General features: G+C 42.1%; 14 protein-coding genes. 3 read left to right on the top strand and 11 right to left on the bottom strand.

The annotated features are described in order from the left end of the window. Positions 1-133: 133 nt before the first annotated feature. Both SWOO_RS15175 and SWOO_RS15170 read left to right on the top strand, forming a co-directional pair. A complete protein-coding gene (locus SWOO_RS15175) occupies positions 134-1378 on the top strand; it encodes a HupE/UreJ family protein (RefSeq protein WP_012325547.1) in 1245 nt (414 codons plus the stop codon). 391 nt (positions 1379-1769) lie between these two features. Next, the gene (locus tag SWOO_RS15170) at positions 1770-2969 is read left to right on the top strand and encodes a porin (protein ID WP_012325546.1); all 1200 of its coding nucleotides are present in this window, start codon (positions 1770-1772) and stop codon (positions 2967-2969) included. A gap of 172 nt (positions 2970-3141) precedes the next feature. Here the strand turns inward: SWOO_RS15170 and SWOO_RS15165 are convergent, their stop codons facing one another. The 8 genes from SWOO_RS15165 to SWOO_RS15130 form a co-directional block, all read right to left on the bottom strand. After that, complete coding sequence (locus SWOO_RS15165; protein ID WP_012325545.1) at positions 3142-5094, bottom strand: sigma-54-dependent Fis family transcriptional regulator; 1953 nt, start codon at positions 5092-5094, stop codon at positions 3142-3144. A 101-nt stretch (positions 5095-5195) separates the two neighbouring features. Then, a complete protein-coding gene (locus SWOO_RS15160) occupies positions 5196-5906 on the bottom strand; it encodes a lipoate--protein ligase family protein (RefSeq protein WP_195742799.1) in 711 nt (236 codons plus the stop codon). After that, positions 5899-6585: a 2-oxo acid dehydrogenase subunit E2 gene (locus SWOO_RS15155; RefSeq protein WP_012325543.1), complete on the bottom strand. Its 687-nt coding sequence runs from the start codon at positions 6583-6585 to the stop codon at positions 5899-5901. Before SWOO_RS15155 ends, SWOO_RS15160 begins: the two co-directional genes overlap by 8 nt. Next, on the bottom strand, positions 6586-6822 hold the full coding sequence (locus SWOO_RS15150; protein WP_012325542.1) for a biotin/lipoyl-containing protein: 237 nt from the start codon (positions 6820-6822) through the stop codon (positions 6586-6588). 2 nt (positions 6823-6824) lie between these two features. Further along, positions 6825-7838, bottom strand: coding sequence for an alpha-ketoacid dehydrogenase subunit beta (locus SWOO_RS15145; RefSeq protein WP_012325541.1), 1014 nt, complete (start codon positions 7836-7838; stop codon positions 6825-6827). A 25-nt stretch (positions 7839-7863) separates the two neighbouring features. Continuing rightward, entirely contained in the window at positions 7864-8853 is a 990-nt protein-coding gene (locus SWOO_RS15140; protein WP_012325540.1) for a thiamine pyrophosphate-dependent dehydrogenase E1 component subunit alpha, read from the bottom strand. Positions 8854-8960: 107 nt separating this feature from the next. Continuing rightward, positions 8961-10544 carry a GMC family oxidoreductase gene (locus SWOO_RS15135; RefSeq protein ID WP_012325539.1) on the bottom strand — a complete coding sequence of 528 codons (1584 nt, stop codon included), beginning with the start codon at positions 10542-10544 and terminating at the stop codon, positions 8961-8963. Between the two features lie 23 nt (positions 10545-10567). Next, a complete protein-coding gene (locus SWOO_RS15130; protein ID WP_012325538.1) occupies positions 10568-11095 on the bottom strand; it encodes a twin-arginine translocation signal domain-containing protein in 528 nt (175 codons plus the stop codon). A gap of 243 nt (positions 11096-11338) precedes the next feature. On the opposite strand from SWOO_RS15130, the gene SWOO_RS15125 reads away from it, so the two are divergent. Continuing rightward, positions 11339-12226, top strand: coding sequence for an Imm49 family immunity protein (locus SWOO_RS15125; RefSeq protein WP_012325537.1), 888 nt, complete (start codon positions 11339-11341; stop codon positions 12224-12226). Positions 12227-12360: 134 nt separating this feature from the next. Here the strand turns inward: SWOO_RS15125 and xthA are convergent, their stop codons facing one another. From xthA to SWOO_RS15110, 3 genes are all read right to left on the bottom strand, one after another. Further along, the gene (xthA, locus tag SWOO_RS15120) at positions 12361-13167 is read right to left on the bottom strand and encodes an exodeoxyribonuclease III (RefSeq protein WP_012325536.1); all 807 of its coding nucleotides are present in this window, start codon (positions 13165-13167) and stop codon (positions 12361-12363) included. Between the two features lie 9 nt (positions 13168-13176). Further along, positions 13177-13476, bottom strand: a complete 300-nt coding sequence (locus SWOO_RS15115; RefSeq protein ID WP_012325535.1) for a YciI family protein — start codon at positions 13474-13476, stop codon at positions 13177-13179. 97 nt (positions 13477-13573) lie between these two features. Then, positions 13574-14122, bottom strand: coding sequence for a septation protein A (locus SWOO_RS15110; protein ID WP_012325534.1), 549 nt, complete (start codon positions 14120-14122; stop codon positions 13574-13576). Positions 14123-14223: the final 101 nt, after the last annotated feature.

Below are 14223 nucleotides of genomic sequence, written 5' to 3'. Positions count from 1 at the left end.
TGGGTAAGACTAATACAATAACAATAATTAAGCCCATTGAGATTAGTCTGTTATTGCTCTGTAGGTTGAGCATGTTAAGGGGTCACTAACTTCGTTAAATAAGCCATCAAGCAGTACAGCAAGGTATTATTCTATGCTTAGTGTTAAAAAGACAATGCTATTAATCAGTTTGTTTATTATGCCTTTGTCAGCTTTTGCTCATTTTGGCGAAGCAATTACTCGCAATATCATTGTTGAGCCAATAAATAATAATGATTTAATTATTATACATATTCGAACTCCAGCACCTTTAATATTACTTCCTTCTAACTGGGCTGGTATTGATAAACAGCAACCTATTCCTTTTACAAAAATAGAAAAGAATGGAACAAAGGCTTTATATTATTTATATGAAGTGGATATACGTGAGCAGCTTCCACAATTTAAAAAAATCATCATGAAAGAATTTTATTTAAAGACTGCTGAAGGAAGGAGGCTTGAATATAAAGTTGGTAAAATAAAAATTCATAACTTTCATGACCGACCTGTATTCAACAACCTAGATAATGCCTATCTAGCCATGTCTGGAGAGATGTTTCCACATAATCCACTTGAGCTGTTTGATGCTGTGATTGATTTTTCGGTGACCTTTAGTGGTGCAGATTTTTCAGAGGATATCTTTTTGGTGAGTACCGCTGGGGAAAAGTTCAAGGCTACCGACTGGCTAGTTAACGTGATCACATACCCAAAGTCGGTGAACATCGGTGTTAAAACAATACCTGGTACATTGAGTGAGGGGGTTTTACTGAATCATTCAAGCTCTTCATTCATCGATTTTTTTACGATGGGAATAGAACATATTTTCACTGGCTTGGACCATATGTTGTTTATTGTATTGATGACATTATCCTGTTCAACAATGATGCTTTTTTTTAAAAATGTAACAGGTTTTACCTTAGGCCATATGATCACACTGACTCTGGGAGCGACAATTAGCACTTTAGAGGGAACCTGGTTTATCCCTATGATTGAACTGGCAATAGCAATGACGATTCTGTATATGGCTACCATTAATTTAGTTAAGCGCAGTGATGTCGGCCATTGGTTTGTGTCATTTTTCATTGGTTTAATTCATGGTTTTGGCTTCTCTTTTTTGATGAATAAAGTTTTTGTTCAAAACCAAGGTTTCGATCTGCACTCTTTGTTAGGTTTTAACTTAGGTATTGAGGCTGGACAGGTATTACTCTATGGGGGACTTATTTTGATATTTGCACTCATTGAATGGCTAGAGTTTCGGTGGCTAAAACAGTGGCGAAAAGGAGTCGCGGTGATCAGTATCATGATCTCCTTAGTCTGGATATACCAAAGGGCAATGGTGTTAATTCCTACTCTAGTATGAATGTTCTAGAGTTCAATATTTGTCGAGTGTAAACCAGTACTCCTTACTTAATCATGTTAACCATAAATTAAAATAGCCTGCTTGTTAATTTTAGCATTATAAATAAAACCTCATCCGAGACTTATTCTATTAATTAAATTCATAGATGTAACGCATTGAGACAGTTGTTTCACTTTAGATTATCTCATGCTTATTTCTGTTTTGAATTATATTTGTTTCTTGTTTTGTTTTTTATACGAGTCATTAACGTTTGGTAACGCATTGAAATCAAGTGTTGTTTTTGTTTATTTCATTGCGAGTGCATTTGTTTGTTTTATTGGCATGGATTGTGCGATATGACATTGCGCAAATAATTATGCGTTTAAAATAAAACAAACTAATAGGGATTTATATGAACAACAAATTACTTTATTCCATAAGGTTTTCTATTTTAGTGTCTATGGCTTGCTTAACGAATGTTGCACATGCAATTGGATATAGTGAAGGTGATTTCTCCATGGATATTAATGGTATCGTCGGTGGATTTTACACGCAAACTGATTGTGATGTCGCTCCAGACTCAAGTCAGTGGAGTACATTTTCGGCATGTGAATATGCGGTTGATAATAAAGATACTGCATCGGTTCAAAATGGTTTTTTACCTGGGTGGATTAATTTTGTCGCCTCATACAAAACTGAAAACGATCTGGACTTAAAAGGACATTTTGGTTTTGCTCCAGGTACATCTAATCCATCAAAATTTGGTGGGCGTATCGCTGGAAGTGAAAATGTGGGGGATATACGCAATATTTCACTCAGCATTTCTGGCGATTTCGGAAAATTAGTGGTGGGGCGAGATGCGGCTCTATTTCAATACCATGCGACGTTTTCTGATATCACTATCCCAGGTGTAGGAACCCATGCTGAAGCTGCTGGTGCTCTGAATACCACATTTGGTGCTGTAGCAACTGGCTATACTTATATGTCATTTCAGCCTCAAATCACGTATTCGACTCCGGTAATCAATGGCTTTAAAGCGAGTATTGGAGTTTTTCAGCCTGTGGATATTCAGCCTGATCCAATCTCAATTGGTGGCCCAATATACAACGTCCTTGATACTCCTATGTTGCAAGGGTCAATGAGCTATGACATTGAAGGGGGGAGTAAGCTTTGGACCTCTTTTGTGACGCAAAAAGCGCAGTTGTCGGGCAATACTGGGCGAGAAATTACTGCAACAGGTTATGAGTTAGGTGCTAAGTGGGTTTGGGATGGTTTTACCGCAAACCTTTCAGGCTTTAAGGGCGATGGGCTTGGAGATGGGGTTATGTTTGTTGGAGCTACGGATAAGTTAGGTAATGCTGTGGAGACTCAAGGTTTTCTTGCCAATATGGGGTATAAATTTGGTGATAATCAGTTGTCTGTACAGTATGGCGTGACTGAGAATACGGATATAGAGGGCGCAAAGAATCAATCGCACTCCATTGTTTATGTGCGTGATATATCTAAAGGTCTGCAGTTTACTTTGGAATATACATCCCACACGACGTCTCAAACAGGTTTTAGTGATTCTGAAGCCAATACTGTCAGTAGCGGTGTGCTGTGGTACTTCTAGTTTGGCTCTGATAGATGTTATGGATATTCATAGAGATGATTAAAAACAACTAAAAGTCGATCTGTTCTATCTTTGTGTCCCTGTTTAGACCATAAAGATAGAACTGCGATGGGATAGAGTTGAGTATTTTACCCATTAGAATGTATTTCTCGTTATTGTGATAATGTGAATGCTAGTAAGTTAGGTCAGTATTGTTGGGAGATATAATGTTGAATTTTTTCATTTTTCTATACAGTGTAGCTCGTCCAATGTTGAGTTTTTTGGCTGAAGCCGTCGCATTCCAATTATTATTTCTCAGCGTTAGTAACAACTCTTGTCCCTCTTCGGATAACGTTTCGAGATGCCTTATAGGAGAGTGACTGTGTTTGTTAACGATAAATGGATCACGGATAAAGACGTAATCAGGTAAATGTTCTGATCGTATCCCTTTTCCATCACACAGGGTGCAGGCATAGTTAATCACATTCTTTAACTCGCGAATGTTGCCCGGCCAAGCGTACTCAGTGAGCACCTCTAAACTGGATTTAGACAAGTTCACATTTGATTCTTTGCCTATCAACTTGGAGATAAGATAATAGATATCCTGTCGGTCACGCAGTGGCGGCAAGTTGATGGTTGCGCCATTAAGGCGGTGGTATAAATCTGCTCTAAAATCGTTTTTATTCGGCGCATTTTGTGGTGCAACTTCTTGATGAGTGGCACTGATGAGCCGAAAATTGACCTTGATGGGTTTGTCTGAGCCTACAGGAGTGACCTCTTTTTCGGCCAAAACCCTCAGCAGCCTAGTTTGTAAGGAGGAGGGCATATCGCCGATTTCATCCAAGAAAAGTGTGCCTTGATCTGCCGCGAGAATAAGCCCTGATTTACCTTTACTGTTTGCACCTGTGAAACTGCCTGATTTATAACCAAACAGCTCGCTTTCAATCAAACTATCAGGTAAAGCTGCGCAGTTCACGGCAATAAAAGGCCCATCACTGCGTTTACTGCTGTCATGAATGGCTTTAGCAAGTACTTCTTTACCTGTGCCGGTTTCTCCTCTAATTAAAATATTAATGTCTGTGGGAGCAAATTTGTTGGCCAGCTGTTTGACTTTAGACATGGAAGGGTCATGACCTGCAAGCTTATCTATCTCTGCTACGATATTTACAGGCTCATGAGTGGTATTTTGTACTGGATTAAACAGCCTTTTACTCTTTGTTTTAGGTGTTTGAATGTCACAGAAAAATGAAAGTCCCGTATTTCTAGATATAAATAAATAGTAGTCAAATGAAGCGGTGTTTTTGCTTTTACTTAGTTCAAACAGTGAAGTAAATTCAAATCCAGTTAACAGTTGAGAGGTGATATCTTTAATGCCAAGTTCACGTGCCATGATTTTTCGTGCATTTTGATTGGCACCAACAATGACGTTGTGGTTATCTAATGCGATTAGGTTAGGGCAATTAGTTGATAACGTACAGACATTGAAATCAAACTTTAAAATGGTGTGTTCGCGATAGTAATTAAGGAAATGTGCTGACTCGATAAATCTAGCATGCATTTGCACTAACTTTAGCAGTAAATGTTGGCTACTTTTCTCTTTTGGCGAGTGCAGTGCAGACACATCTAATACAGCCAGTAACTGACCATCGTGATCTAAAATTGGCGAAGCAGAGCAAGTTAATGTTGTGTTCACAATGTCAAAATGATCTTGTTGATGTATCGTCATCGGCTCATGTTCGTTGATTAATGTTCCTACTGCGCAGGTTCCTGCATGCCTTTCATTCCAGTCTGCACCTAGGTAAAGCCCTGAGTTTCTAAGTTCTTTGTTCAGTCTATCATTACCAATATAATCGACAGTGACTCCTTTTCTATCACAAAGTAATACCACATAGTCGAGTGCTTGTACTTGTGCATAAAGCGTTTTCATCCCCTCCCGTGCGGTAGTGATAAATTCTTCAATAGGATAGGTATGATTCTGTAGCTCGGAATGGGTTAATACGCGGGAAGGCTGGCGACTCAGAGGGTCAAGCTTGAAGGTTTCAATACATCGTTTCCAGGAATTAATAACGACATTCTTCTCTATACCCTTGTTTTCAATAGAGCTGTATACGTTTGAGATGTGCTGGTCTATCACTGAATTTCTCATGTCCAAACCTTAACTTTATATTTTATTCACTTCCATATGTCTTCTGTTAGATAATTGTTAATTTAGCTAGGATTAGCATATATCACTATCCCAGTCTAGTTTTACGCGTTTTGTTGTTGGCTATGCGCCTTGAGTATTGCGTGTGTTGTAGATTCAAGGTTTTCTATGAGCGCCGCTTTTTTTCCCTTGAGTTGTGGGTCAAGTAGAGTGAGCGATGTCATCGCTGAGGTATCGAAAACCTCTGTTAGATTGAGTGACTGATAACAATGATTTACTGCCTTTATCAGTTGTGGAATACCCGCATCGAATAAAATAAAGGCATGAGCTAAAACAAAATATTGTTGGTTGGTATTTGATGAGATGCGTTGGGCTGTCCCGATAAGTTTTTGCTCTTTGACCACGAAGTTATAGGCGCCATTACAATAAGCGCCTTCGACCTCGCCGGTTTCTCCCTGTATACAGTAATGGCCTAACCATTGAGTTAATATGTCGATGAGTAGCTGATAGCTACCGGACATTGATAAGGGATTATCTTTTGGCCACGGATAAACCATGCTTAAATTGATAACCCCAGATGTTTGCGGTACTGGGGAGCCGCCTGTTTGTCGGTATTGAACCTGCCATCCGAATTTGTTCATCTGCTTGGTACTTTCAGGTGGCATTTTCCAACGAGGACCTGTTGGTAACACCATGACACTTGTTTCTGGTTCCCAAACCAGTAGACGATATTGACCGTCTACTTTTATTCGTTCAAGTGCGTTCTTCTCCCATGAAAGTGCTGTTACTGGATCCATGAATATTGATTTATTCACATTCAATCTCTTCAATATTGGTGCATAAATCAGACAAAAAATTGGCTGCAGGAACCCCATCAATGGCTCTGTGATCAACCGTTAAGGAGAGTCCCATTAATTTTGTCGCCTCTAATTCACCTTTTGCATTGAGTTTGTAGCTTTCAGTGGTTGCCCCCAAACCTAAAATAGCGATTTGGGGAGTGTTTAAGATTGGGGTGAAATATTTCACCCTAGATAAACCCAAATTCGTGATGGTAATGCTACCACCAGTATAGTCTTTGGGTTTTAGCTCGTTTTGTTGTGCTTTCTTGGTTGCCTCATGCCTTAATTGTTGCAACTCAGTGATGGTGAGATGTTGAGCTGAAAAAATAGTTGGCGTCACTAATAAGTTATCTTCTAAGCTCACTGCAAAGGACAGATGAATGTCTGGATCATAGGTTATTGTATTATTTTCCAATTTCCCATTCAGGTGCATGTGACGGCCTAATGTGGCAATGATGACTAAATGCAGCATATCTTGTAAGGAGACATTGTTGCCCTGTTCAGAGAGTTGTCGCTTACAATTCAGTAGTGGTGAAATATTGGCCTCTGCATGGAAGCTTAATTGAGCACTATTGTGTAAGCTATGTATCATCTTTTTGGCTATCGCACCTCTGACGCCCTTGAGGTGCACTAAGTTACTTAGTGTATTTTCCACTTAAGACACCTCCGCTATCGTACATCCTTTAGTGACAACCTCTTCCTCGTGACTGATGATGGATATTTTGCCTGAGAAAGGAGAGTGTATTTCATATTGAATCTTTTCAACCATCACATCTGCAACAAGTTGCCCTGACTGAACCTCACTACTGTCATCAATTAGCCAAGCGGTGATAACGCCCTCTGCATCATCGTCTTCCCATAAATCATCGGGTACAATTATTGCCTGTGCCATCTTTATTTCTCCTTCATCGTTAAACAAGCGTGAATAATCTTTTCGGTTGAGGGCAGGGCCCATTGCTCCATTGGTCGACTAAATGGAATAGGGATATCTGGGTATGTGATTCGTTGAGGCGGGGTTTTGAAAATGGTGTGGTCATGTTCAATGACAGACGCGAAAATCTCGCCACTCATGCCATAACTGTGGTAATCCTCATCGACGACAATCAGCCTGCCCGTTTTGTTTACCGACTCGATAATATGTTGGCGATCTAATGGGACCAATGAGCACAGATCGATGACCTCGATACTGATATCATCTTTTTGTAATTCATGTGCGGCTTTTAACGCGTGATGAACCCCCATACCAATACTTACAATGGTGATATCAGTACCAGAGATGACAGTTTTAGCTTTGCCAATTTCTAACTGATAGTTTTCTTCTGGTACTTGGTTAATGGCAGCAGGCTCTGTGCCTAACCAACCCATGCCTTGTAGGCCTTTGTGGAACAGATAGATAACCGGGCTATTGTCGCGTATTGCTGCGGTTAAAAGCCCTTTAGCATCATAGGCATTACTGGGGGCGATGACTTTCATCCCCGGTAGGTGTGCAAAGGTAGCGTAAAGACATTGGGAGTGCTGGCCGCCATCAGAGTAACCACCGCCAGTAGAAGCCATGATCACCATAGGAACGTTTGAGTGGCCGCCAGAGAAGTAGATATTCTTCGCCATTAAGTTATATATGGCGTCAAAGCAGACGCCAAAAAAATCCACAAACATTAATTCGACGACAGGACGCATGCCGTCCATTGCTGCGCCCACACCGGCGCCAATAAAGGCCGTTTCTGAAATGGGCGTGTCACGGATGCGCTCTTCTCCAAACTCAGTATACAGCCCTCGTGTATTACCAAAGACACCGCCGAGTTGGGCAATATCTTCCCCCATGATGAAGACATTAGGGTCGGTTCTCATCTCCTGAGCTAGGGATTCTGCCATTGCGCGTGCAATGGTTAATTTATTCGTTGCAGACATTGTTTAGGCCTTCTGTTGATGAATACTAGTGAGCGAATACGTGCTCTAATGCTTCTTCAGGTGCGGGCTCGTCACTTTCTCTAGCAAAAGTGATGGCATCCTCGATCAGTTGCTGGGTTTCTTGAACAAGCGCGCTATCTTCTTCGATTGTGATGACATCTTCATCGAGCAGAGCTTGTCGATACGTAGGGATAGGGTCATTTTTAAGCAAGTTTTCTTTTTCCCCTTTTGGTCGATAATCTTCAGCATCCCCCATAAAGTGGCCAGCTAAGCGTGAGGTTTTTATTTCGATTAGAGTGGGGCCATCGCCGCATCGAGCCTGCTCAACGGCAGCAGCTGTCGCACTAAATATTTGGTCAGGACAGTTGTCTTTTATAAAGATACCTGGCATTCCATAGGCTGCGGCTCTGTCGCTATTTTTGCTCACTGATGTGGATGTTGATTTGGCCACCGAGATCCCCCAATCGTTATCTTCGATAATAAAGATGACGGGTAATTTCCACACAGAAGCTAAGTTGAGTGTTTCGTGAAATGCTCCCTGATTTGCGGCTCCTTCGCCAATATAGGCAATAGCAATACCAGATTTTCGTTGTAGTTTACGTGATAATGCCGCGCCTACTGCGGGCCCCATACCTTGGGCAATAATGCCAGAACAAGCAAAGTTAACGTCTTTATCAAACAGGTGCATATGGCCACCACGCCCACCACTTAATCCTGTTTTTTTACCAAAAATTTCGGCCATCATTTTTTTGAGATCGACTCCCTTAGCAATCGCAATATGGTGGGGTCTATGGGTTGCTGTTACGATATCCTCAGTACCTAAATGGCAACATACACCTACTGCACAAGGCTCTTGACCATTAGAAAGGTGCATCTCTCCAGGAATAGGGCCGTTGGCCATATTGAAGATGGGTTTTTTTCCTTCCATATAGATGGTTTCGATTCGTTCTTCCATATAACGGCTGATGAGCATATTTCGATACATCCATCGACGTTGTTCATTTGTTGGTAACATTGTTCTCTCCTGAATAAAAAAGTGGCGTTTATGGTAAATACCCAAGTTAAACAATCAGGTAAGCAATAGATTGATAAGAATCCACAAACGCCACAAAGACAAACTGACTACACTTGGCCGCTTTTCATTAGTCCTGCAATATGATCTGCTTGCCTAATGGCGAGCGCGACAATCGTGAGGGTGGGGTTAACGGCGGCACTGGTGACAAATTGACTGCCATCAGAGATAAACAGGTTTGGAACATCATGTGCTTGTCCCCATTTATTGACGACGCCATCGGAGGGGTGTTCACTCATACGGTTCGTTCCCATATTGTGGCTACTCGGATAAGCGGGTAAGTTGTGTACCTTGGTTGCGCCGACAGATTTATAGAGCTTTGCCATCTGCGAATATGCATGATTGCGCATCACTACATCGTTATTGTGATCTGTTTTTGTGATGACAGGGACGGGAAGGCCATGCTGATCTTTTTCGGTTGGGTGCAGTGTGATTCGATTCGTTTCTACGGGAAGGTCTTCTCCACAAATCCATACACCGGCCATATTTTGGTAGTTCTCAAGGGCTTCAGCTATCTCTCTTCCCCAACCACTAGTGCCAGGCTTCAAAAAGGCAGATAAGAAACCTAAGCCGAGAGATAACACTTCCAGGGTATATCCCGCGACAAAACCCCGTTCAGGCTTATTCGCTTGCTCGCTGGTGATTAAGCTTGGCACTGATGTGCCGCGATGCATATTAACGGGCTCAGGAAAAACACCATAAACACCACCAGTAACGTGGCCCATGTAGTTTCTACCCACTTGTCCTGATGAGTTAGCTAACCCATCGGGGAACATCTGTGAGGCTGAATTTAACAGTAGCCTTGGTGATTCAATTGAGTTGGCAGCAACACAGACAATTCGCGCTTTTTGCAGTTTCTTATTACCGTCTTTATCGACATAAAGCACACCTGTAGCCTTACCACTCTCATCGTGCTCAATCTTTAACACCATGCAGTTAGGTCGTATTTCACATAAACCTGTTGCTTCAGCTTTGGGGAGCTCGGTGTACATGGTTGACCACTTGGCGCCAATACGACAACCTTGCATACAAAAGCCGATTTGCTGACAGGCAGGTCGACCATCATTAGGCACTGAATTGATGGCCATCGGTGCATTGGTAAAAGTCATCCCTGTGCGCTCGGCTGCGATACGGTGCAGTTTTGTGTGGCTGCTTTCAGGTAAATCAGGTGTATCAGTTGCTTTACCTGTTACGCCCATCTTGTGTTCGGCTTTTACGTAGTAGGGAGCTACCTCTTCATATGTCACTGGCCAATCGGCGACATTTGCTCCTTCGATATTGCCGTTGGTACTTTTCATTTTGAATTCATGTGGCTTAAAACGAAGAGAAACACCGGCCCAGTGGATAGAGGAACCGCCGACACCTTTAACGATCCAGGCGGGTAAGTTAGTGTGGTTTTTTGAATGGTGCCAACCTCCAGCTGAGATGCGCTTATCAAGCCATGACAGCTTCATAAACATCTCCCATTCATTGTTTTTTAGATCTTCGAGCGTAAAGCGTTTACCCGCTTCTAAAACAACCGAACTTATGCCTTTTTGAGCTAACTCGTTAGCGACAGTACCCCCGCCAGCTCCAGAGCCTATAATGACGACCAGACTGTCATCATCGAGTGCAAATTTTGCTATATTTGTCATGTCTATTTCCTCTGTAAGTGAGATTATTCGCTTAACCAATCAAGATCGTTTAACCCTCGGTTGAGGTAACCGCCTTTTTCTACTGATGAACCTTGATAGCCAAACAGAGGGAAGAGTTCAGGGTTGTCATATAGTCCAAACATCAATGCTGTACGGACTTTGATGAAGAAAGTGGTCTCTTCAATTGAACGTAACAAGCGAACTCTATCGGGTTCGTAATTGACCTGTAAGAAGGGGGAGCCCAATTTTGCAATGCTCTGTTCATCAAGCATTGCAACGCCTTCATCGATTAACCTCTTTTGCTGTTTGGCCAAATCATCGACAATTTTTTGATAATATTTGTTCTGGATCATCTCGTGGGGATAGATGTCCTTGGCCATTTTCAACAAGGTTTTACTTACGTGTGGTGAGTCCGGCAGGCTAATATTGTTAGCTTCTTCTGCTACAGAACCCGTCACTGATAAAGTGGAGGCTACGATTGTCCCTGCAACACCTATCCCTGTGTTTTTGAGAAACTTACGCCTAGATGTAGAGTGGTCATTATTGCTCATGGTTTTCTCCTTTTTATTAAGGTTTACCCATGATTACAACAAGCATGCCAATAAGATAAATTTGAATAAATACAATATATTAGGTGTTCTGTTTATTTGTTTTGCTAGGATATTGAGACAAGTGTTTCATGGTGAGTTTTATTAACAGTTATTTGTTGCTATTAATTAGATGCAATGGACAAGAGTACAAGATACTCTTTGTTAGCAGACCAGTGAGATAGGCTTATAAAGGTACTAAAGATTATGGCAAAAATATGCCCTGAAATAGGACTAGAGCGGTTAAAAGGTATAGGGTGTTCTAGTCACTTTATTGGTCAAGCCGTACACGCAATTGAGACCAATACAGGCTCAAAGCAAGGATGCTTGTTGACATTGAGCGATTACAGTTCTGCCAAGTCTTTACTATCGTGGTTTCAAGATGGTGATCTACTGCAGTTACGTCAACATGCCTATACAGCAGCAAAGCTAGAAAGGATGTACTACCAAGGTGCGAGTGGTGAATGGCAGGGCGCTTTTTGTCATTTTATGGCATTAGTGAGTGACTATGAGCCGTTAATTAATTGGCAAAGCCAATTTATCTCGCCACTATATCGTGTAACGGGTGGCAAAGCGGTAAGAAACCGTGTCGGTTGCCCTGAGTATCATGCATTTCAGGCGATCTTGGCTATGCAGAGCAAGTGGGAGCTACTTGGCGAACGTGCTGAGTATATTTTGGCTCATCCACCAGGAAAGAAGATGGCCAAATATCAAATAGATCAAGAGTTTTATCTTGCTTTGGCTAAAGGTGATGTGTCAGCAATGGAGCAGGCGCTGCACACATTAACAGTAACAAAAGCAAAAATTCGTAACTTTGATGGTGCTCTTGGGTTAACAGAACATTTGATGTCTATGTTTGGTTTTATCTACGCAAAAATAGCTTGGCGAGCTGGTTATCAAGTGCAAGTTGATAGCCCTTATCTGCCAATGGAGTGGTTACCTGTTACGCCGCTAGCTGAGTATGAAGAGGAATATGATTTCTCTGCGGATTTTGAACTGTTCCAACCCTTTACTAATAATTATGAATCTTTGTCACCAGTGACTGAATTGAGTCGTCGAGTCGATGTTACAGATGGCTCGTTGCCTGTGAAGTAATGTAAATCAGTTTAGCCGCTTTCTACGCGGTTCTATTTTTTATGTGGTAACGCTAGCCAGTGTTGCAATAAGAAAACCCCATGATTGAAAGCTTCAATCATGGGGTTTATGTCGACTACGTAAGCAAAGTTTATCTACTTAAAACTGCTCCAGATTGGTGCGTGATCTGAGGGCTTTTCAATGCCGCGTAGATCGTAATCCACATCGGATTCGACTAGGCGATCAGCGAGTGATTTGGTTGCCAATACTACGTCAATACGTAGACCGCGATTATCATCAAACCCTTTACTGCGATAATCAAACCAAGAATAACGATCAACGCGCTCTGGGTGCAGTTCGCGGAACGTATCGAGCAGTCCCCAGTCCATCAGTGTTTTTAGCCACTCACGCTCTTCTGGCTGGAAGCTACATTTACCTGTCTTAAGCCAGCGTTTCGCATTTGGCTCACCGATGCCGATGTCGAGATCTATCGGTGAAATATTGATGTCACCAATCACGGCAATATCTTCATCTGCGCTATGGTGCTCGTTTAAATAGATCATTAGATCTTTATAGAACTGACGCTTAGCTGGGTACTTGGTCTCATGGCTGATATTTTCACCTTGAGGGAAGTAACCATTGAGTACCGTTAATGGGCGGCCATTTTCTTGGGTAAATGTCCCCATGATCATGCGACGCTGCGCATCTTCACCGTCAGTGGGGAAACCTTTTTGTACCTTAACTGGCTCAAGTTTAGATAGCATAGCGACACCATAGTGTGCTTTGCCACCGTGATAGTGGACCTTGTAACCCATGGCTTCCACATCTGCCACTGGGAATACATCATCATGGGCCTTGGTTTCCTGCAGACCGATAATGTCAGGCTGGTGGCTATCGATAAGGGCCTGGAGTTGATGCAATCTGGCGCGAATGCCGTTGATATTAAATGAGACAATTTTCATAGTGAGTTCCTAGGGCAGTACGCGTTTAAAGGGCTTAACGATGACATTTTCATAAACACCTGCGGCGATATAAGGATCGACATCGGCCCAAGCCTGAGCCTCGCTAAGGGAGTTGAAGTCGGCAACCACGAGTGAGCCTGTAAAGCCCGCTTCTCCTGGATTTTCATTGTCGATGGCTGGGTGTGGACCTGCGATCAGCAAGCGACCTTCATCTGACAGCTCTTGCAGTCGAGCTAAGTGTTCTGGACGAGCAGCAAGGCGCTTTTCTAAACTATTCTCAACATCTTGGGAGGAGATCATATACCACATGGTGAATTCCTTTTTACATTGAAAGTAAAGCTTTATTTCGATTTATGGCCCCAGCTAGGGCTAGGCCATAAGGGGTGAGTATTGGAAGTGTTTGCTGTTATTTATTCAGCTCTTTTTTATGTTCTTCAGGCATATTTTTAAAGAGGTAGACCACAGTGATGACTGTATTGATCAAGGTTAGGGCGGTTAAACCAAAAACCTTAAAGTTAACCCAGGTCTCTTGTGACAAGCTGAAGGCAACATAGATGTTGACTAGGCCGCAGGCAACGAAAAAGCTAACCCAGTACCAAGTAACATGAGCCCAAATCTTATCAGCAACCACTAGCTCTTTACCTAACATACTCTTAAGTATTGGTTTATTGAGTAGTTGACTGACAGCTAGTGCAATGGCGAATAGAGCGTAAACCACTGTTACTTTCCATTTTATGAATGCATCGTCATGGAAAATCAGGGTGAGTGTGCCAAAAAAGGTGACCATGACAAAAGTGATCAGGTGCATCTTTTCAATTTTCTTATACAGAGCGTATGTCACTATCAGCTGCAGGGCCGTCGCCGCGATAAGGGCACCACTGGCAATGTAAATATCATACATTTTATAGACAGCAAAAAAGATCACTAAGGGGAGAAAATCGAGCAGTTGTTTCATAGATCTCTATCTAAATAAGATTTTTAAAAAGTGAGTGTAACATGCCAGTAAAGACCGCAAAAGAACTAGCTATCGGCCTTAATACTGATCGGTATTACTCG

The sequence above is a fragment of the Shewanella woodyi ATCC 51908 genome, assembly GCF_000019525.1.
Lineage (GTDB): Bacteria > Pseudomonadota > Gammaproteobacteria > Enterobacterales > Shewanellaceae > Shewanella > Shewanella woodyi.
The sequence above is the reverse complement of the archived record's forward strand: the minus strand, read 5'-3'. Positions and strand labels throughout refer to the sequence as shown.

Excerpts from the sequence above, each read along its gene's own strand:
- SWOO_RS15150 (WP_012325542.1), bottom strand. The coding sequence starts at position 6,822 with ATGGCACAGGCAATAATTGTACCCGATGATTTATGGGAAGACGATGAT.
- SWOO_RS15130 (WP_012325538.1), bottom strand. The coding sequence starts at position 11,095 with ATGAGCAATAATGACCACTCTACATCTAGGCGTAAGTTTCTCAAAAAC.
- SWOO_RS15175 (WP_012325547.1), top strand. The coding sequence starts at position 134 with ATGCTTAGTGTTAAAAAGACAATGCTATTAATCAGTTTGTTTATTATG.
- SWOO_RS15165 (WP_012325545.1), bottom strand. The coding sequence starts at position 5,094 with ATGAGAAATTCAGTGATAGACCAGCACATCTCAAACGTATACAGCTCT.
- xthA (WP_012325536.1), bottom strand. The coding sequence starts at position 13,167 with ATGAAAATTGTCTCATTTAATATCAACGGCATTCGCGCCAGATTGCAT.
- SWOO_RS15125 (WP_012325537.1), top strand. The coding sequence starts at position 11,339 with ATGGCAAAAATATGCCCTGAAATAGGACTAGAGCGGTTAAAAGGTATA.
- SWOO_RS15170 (WP_012325546.1), top strand. The coding sequence starts at position 1,770 with ATGAACAACAAATTACTTTATTCCATAAGGTTTTCTATTTTAGTGTCT.
- SWOO_RS15135 (WP_012325539.1), bottom strand. The coding sequence starts at position 10,544 with ATGACAAATATAGCAAAATTTGCACTCGATGATGACAGTCTGGTCGTC.
- SWOO_RS15115 (WP_012325535.1), bottom strand. The coding sequence starts at position 13,476 with ATGTGGTATATGATCTCCTCCCAAGATGTTGAGAATAGTTTAGAAAAG.
- SWOO_RS15140 (WP_012325540.1), bottom strand. The coding sequence starts at position 8,853 with ATGTTACCAACAAATGAACAACGTCGATGGATGTATCGAAATATGCTC.
- SWOO_RS15145 (WP_012325541.1), bottom strand. The coding sequence starts at position 7,838 with ATGTCTGCAACGAATAAATTAACCATTGCACGCGCAATGGCAGAATCC.
- SWOO_RS15110 (WP_012325534.1), bottom strand. The coding sequence starts at position 14,122 with ATGAAACAACTGCTCGATTTTCTCCCCTTAGTGATCTTTTTTGCTGTC.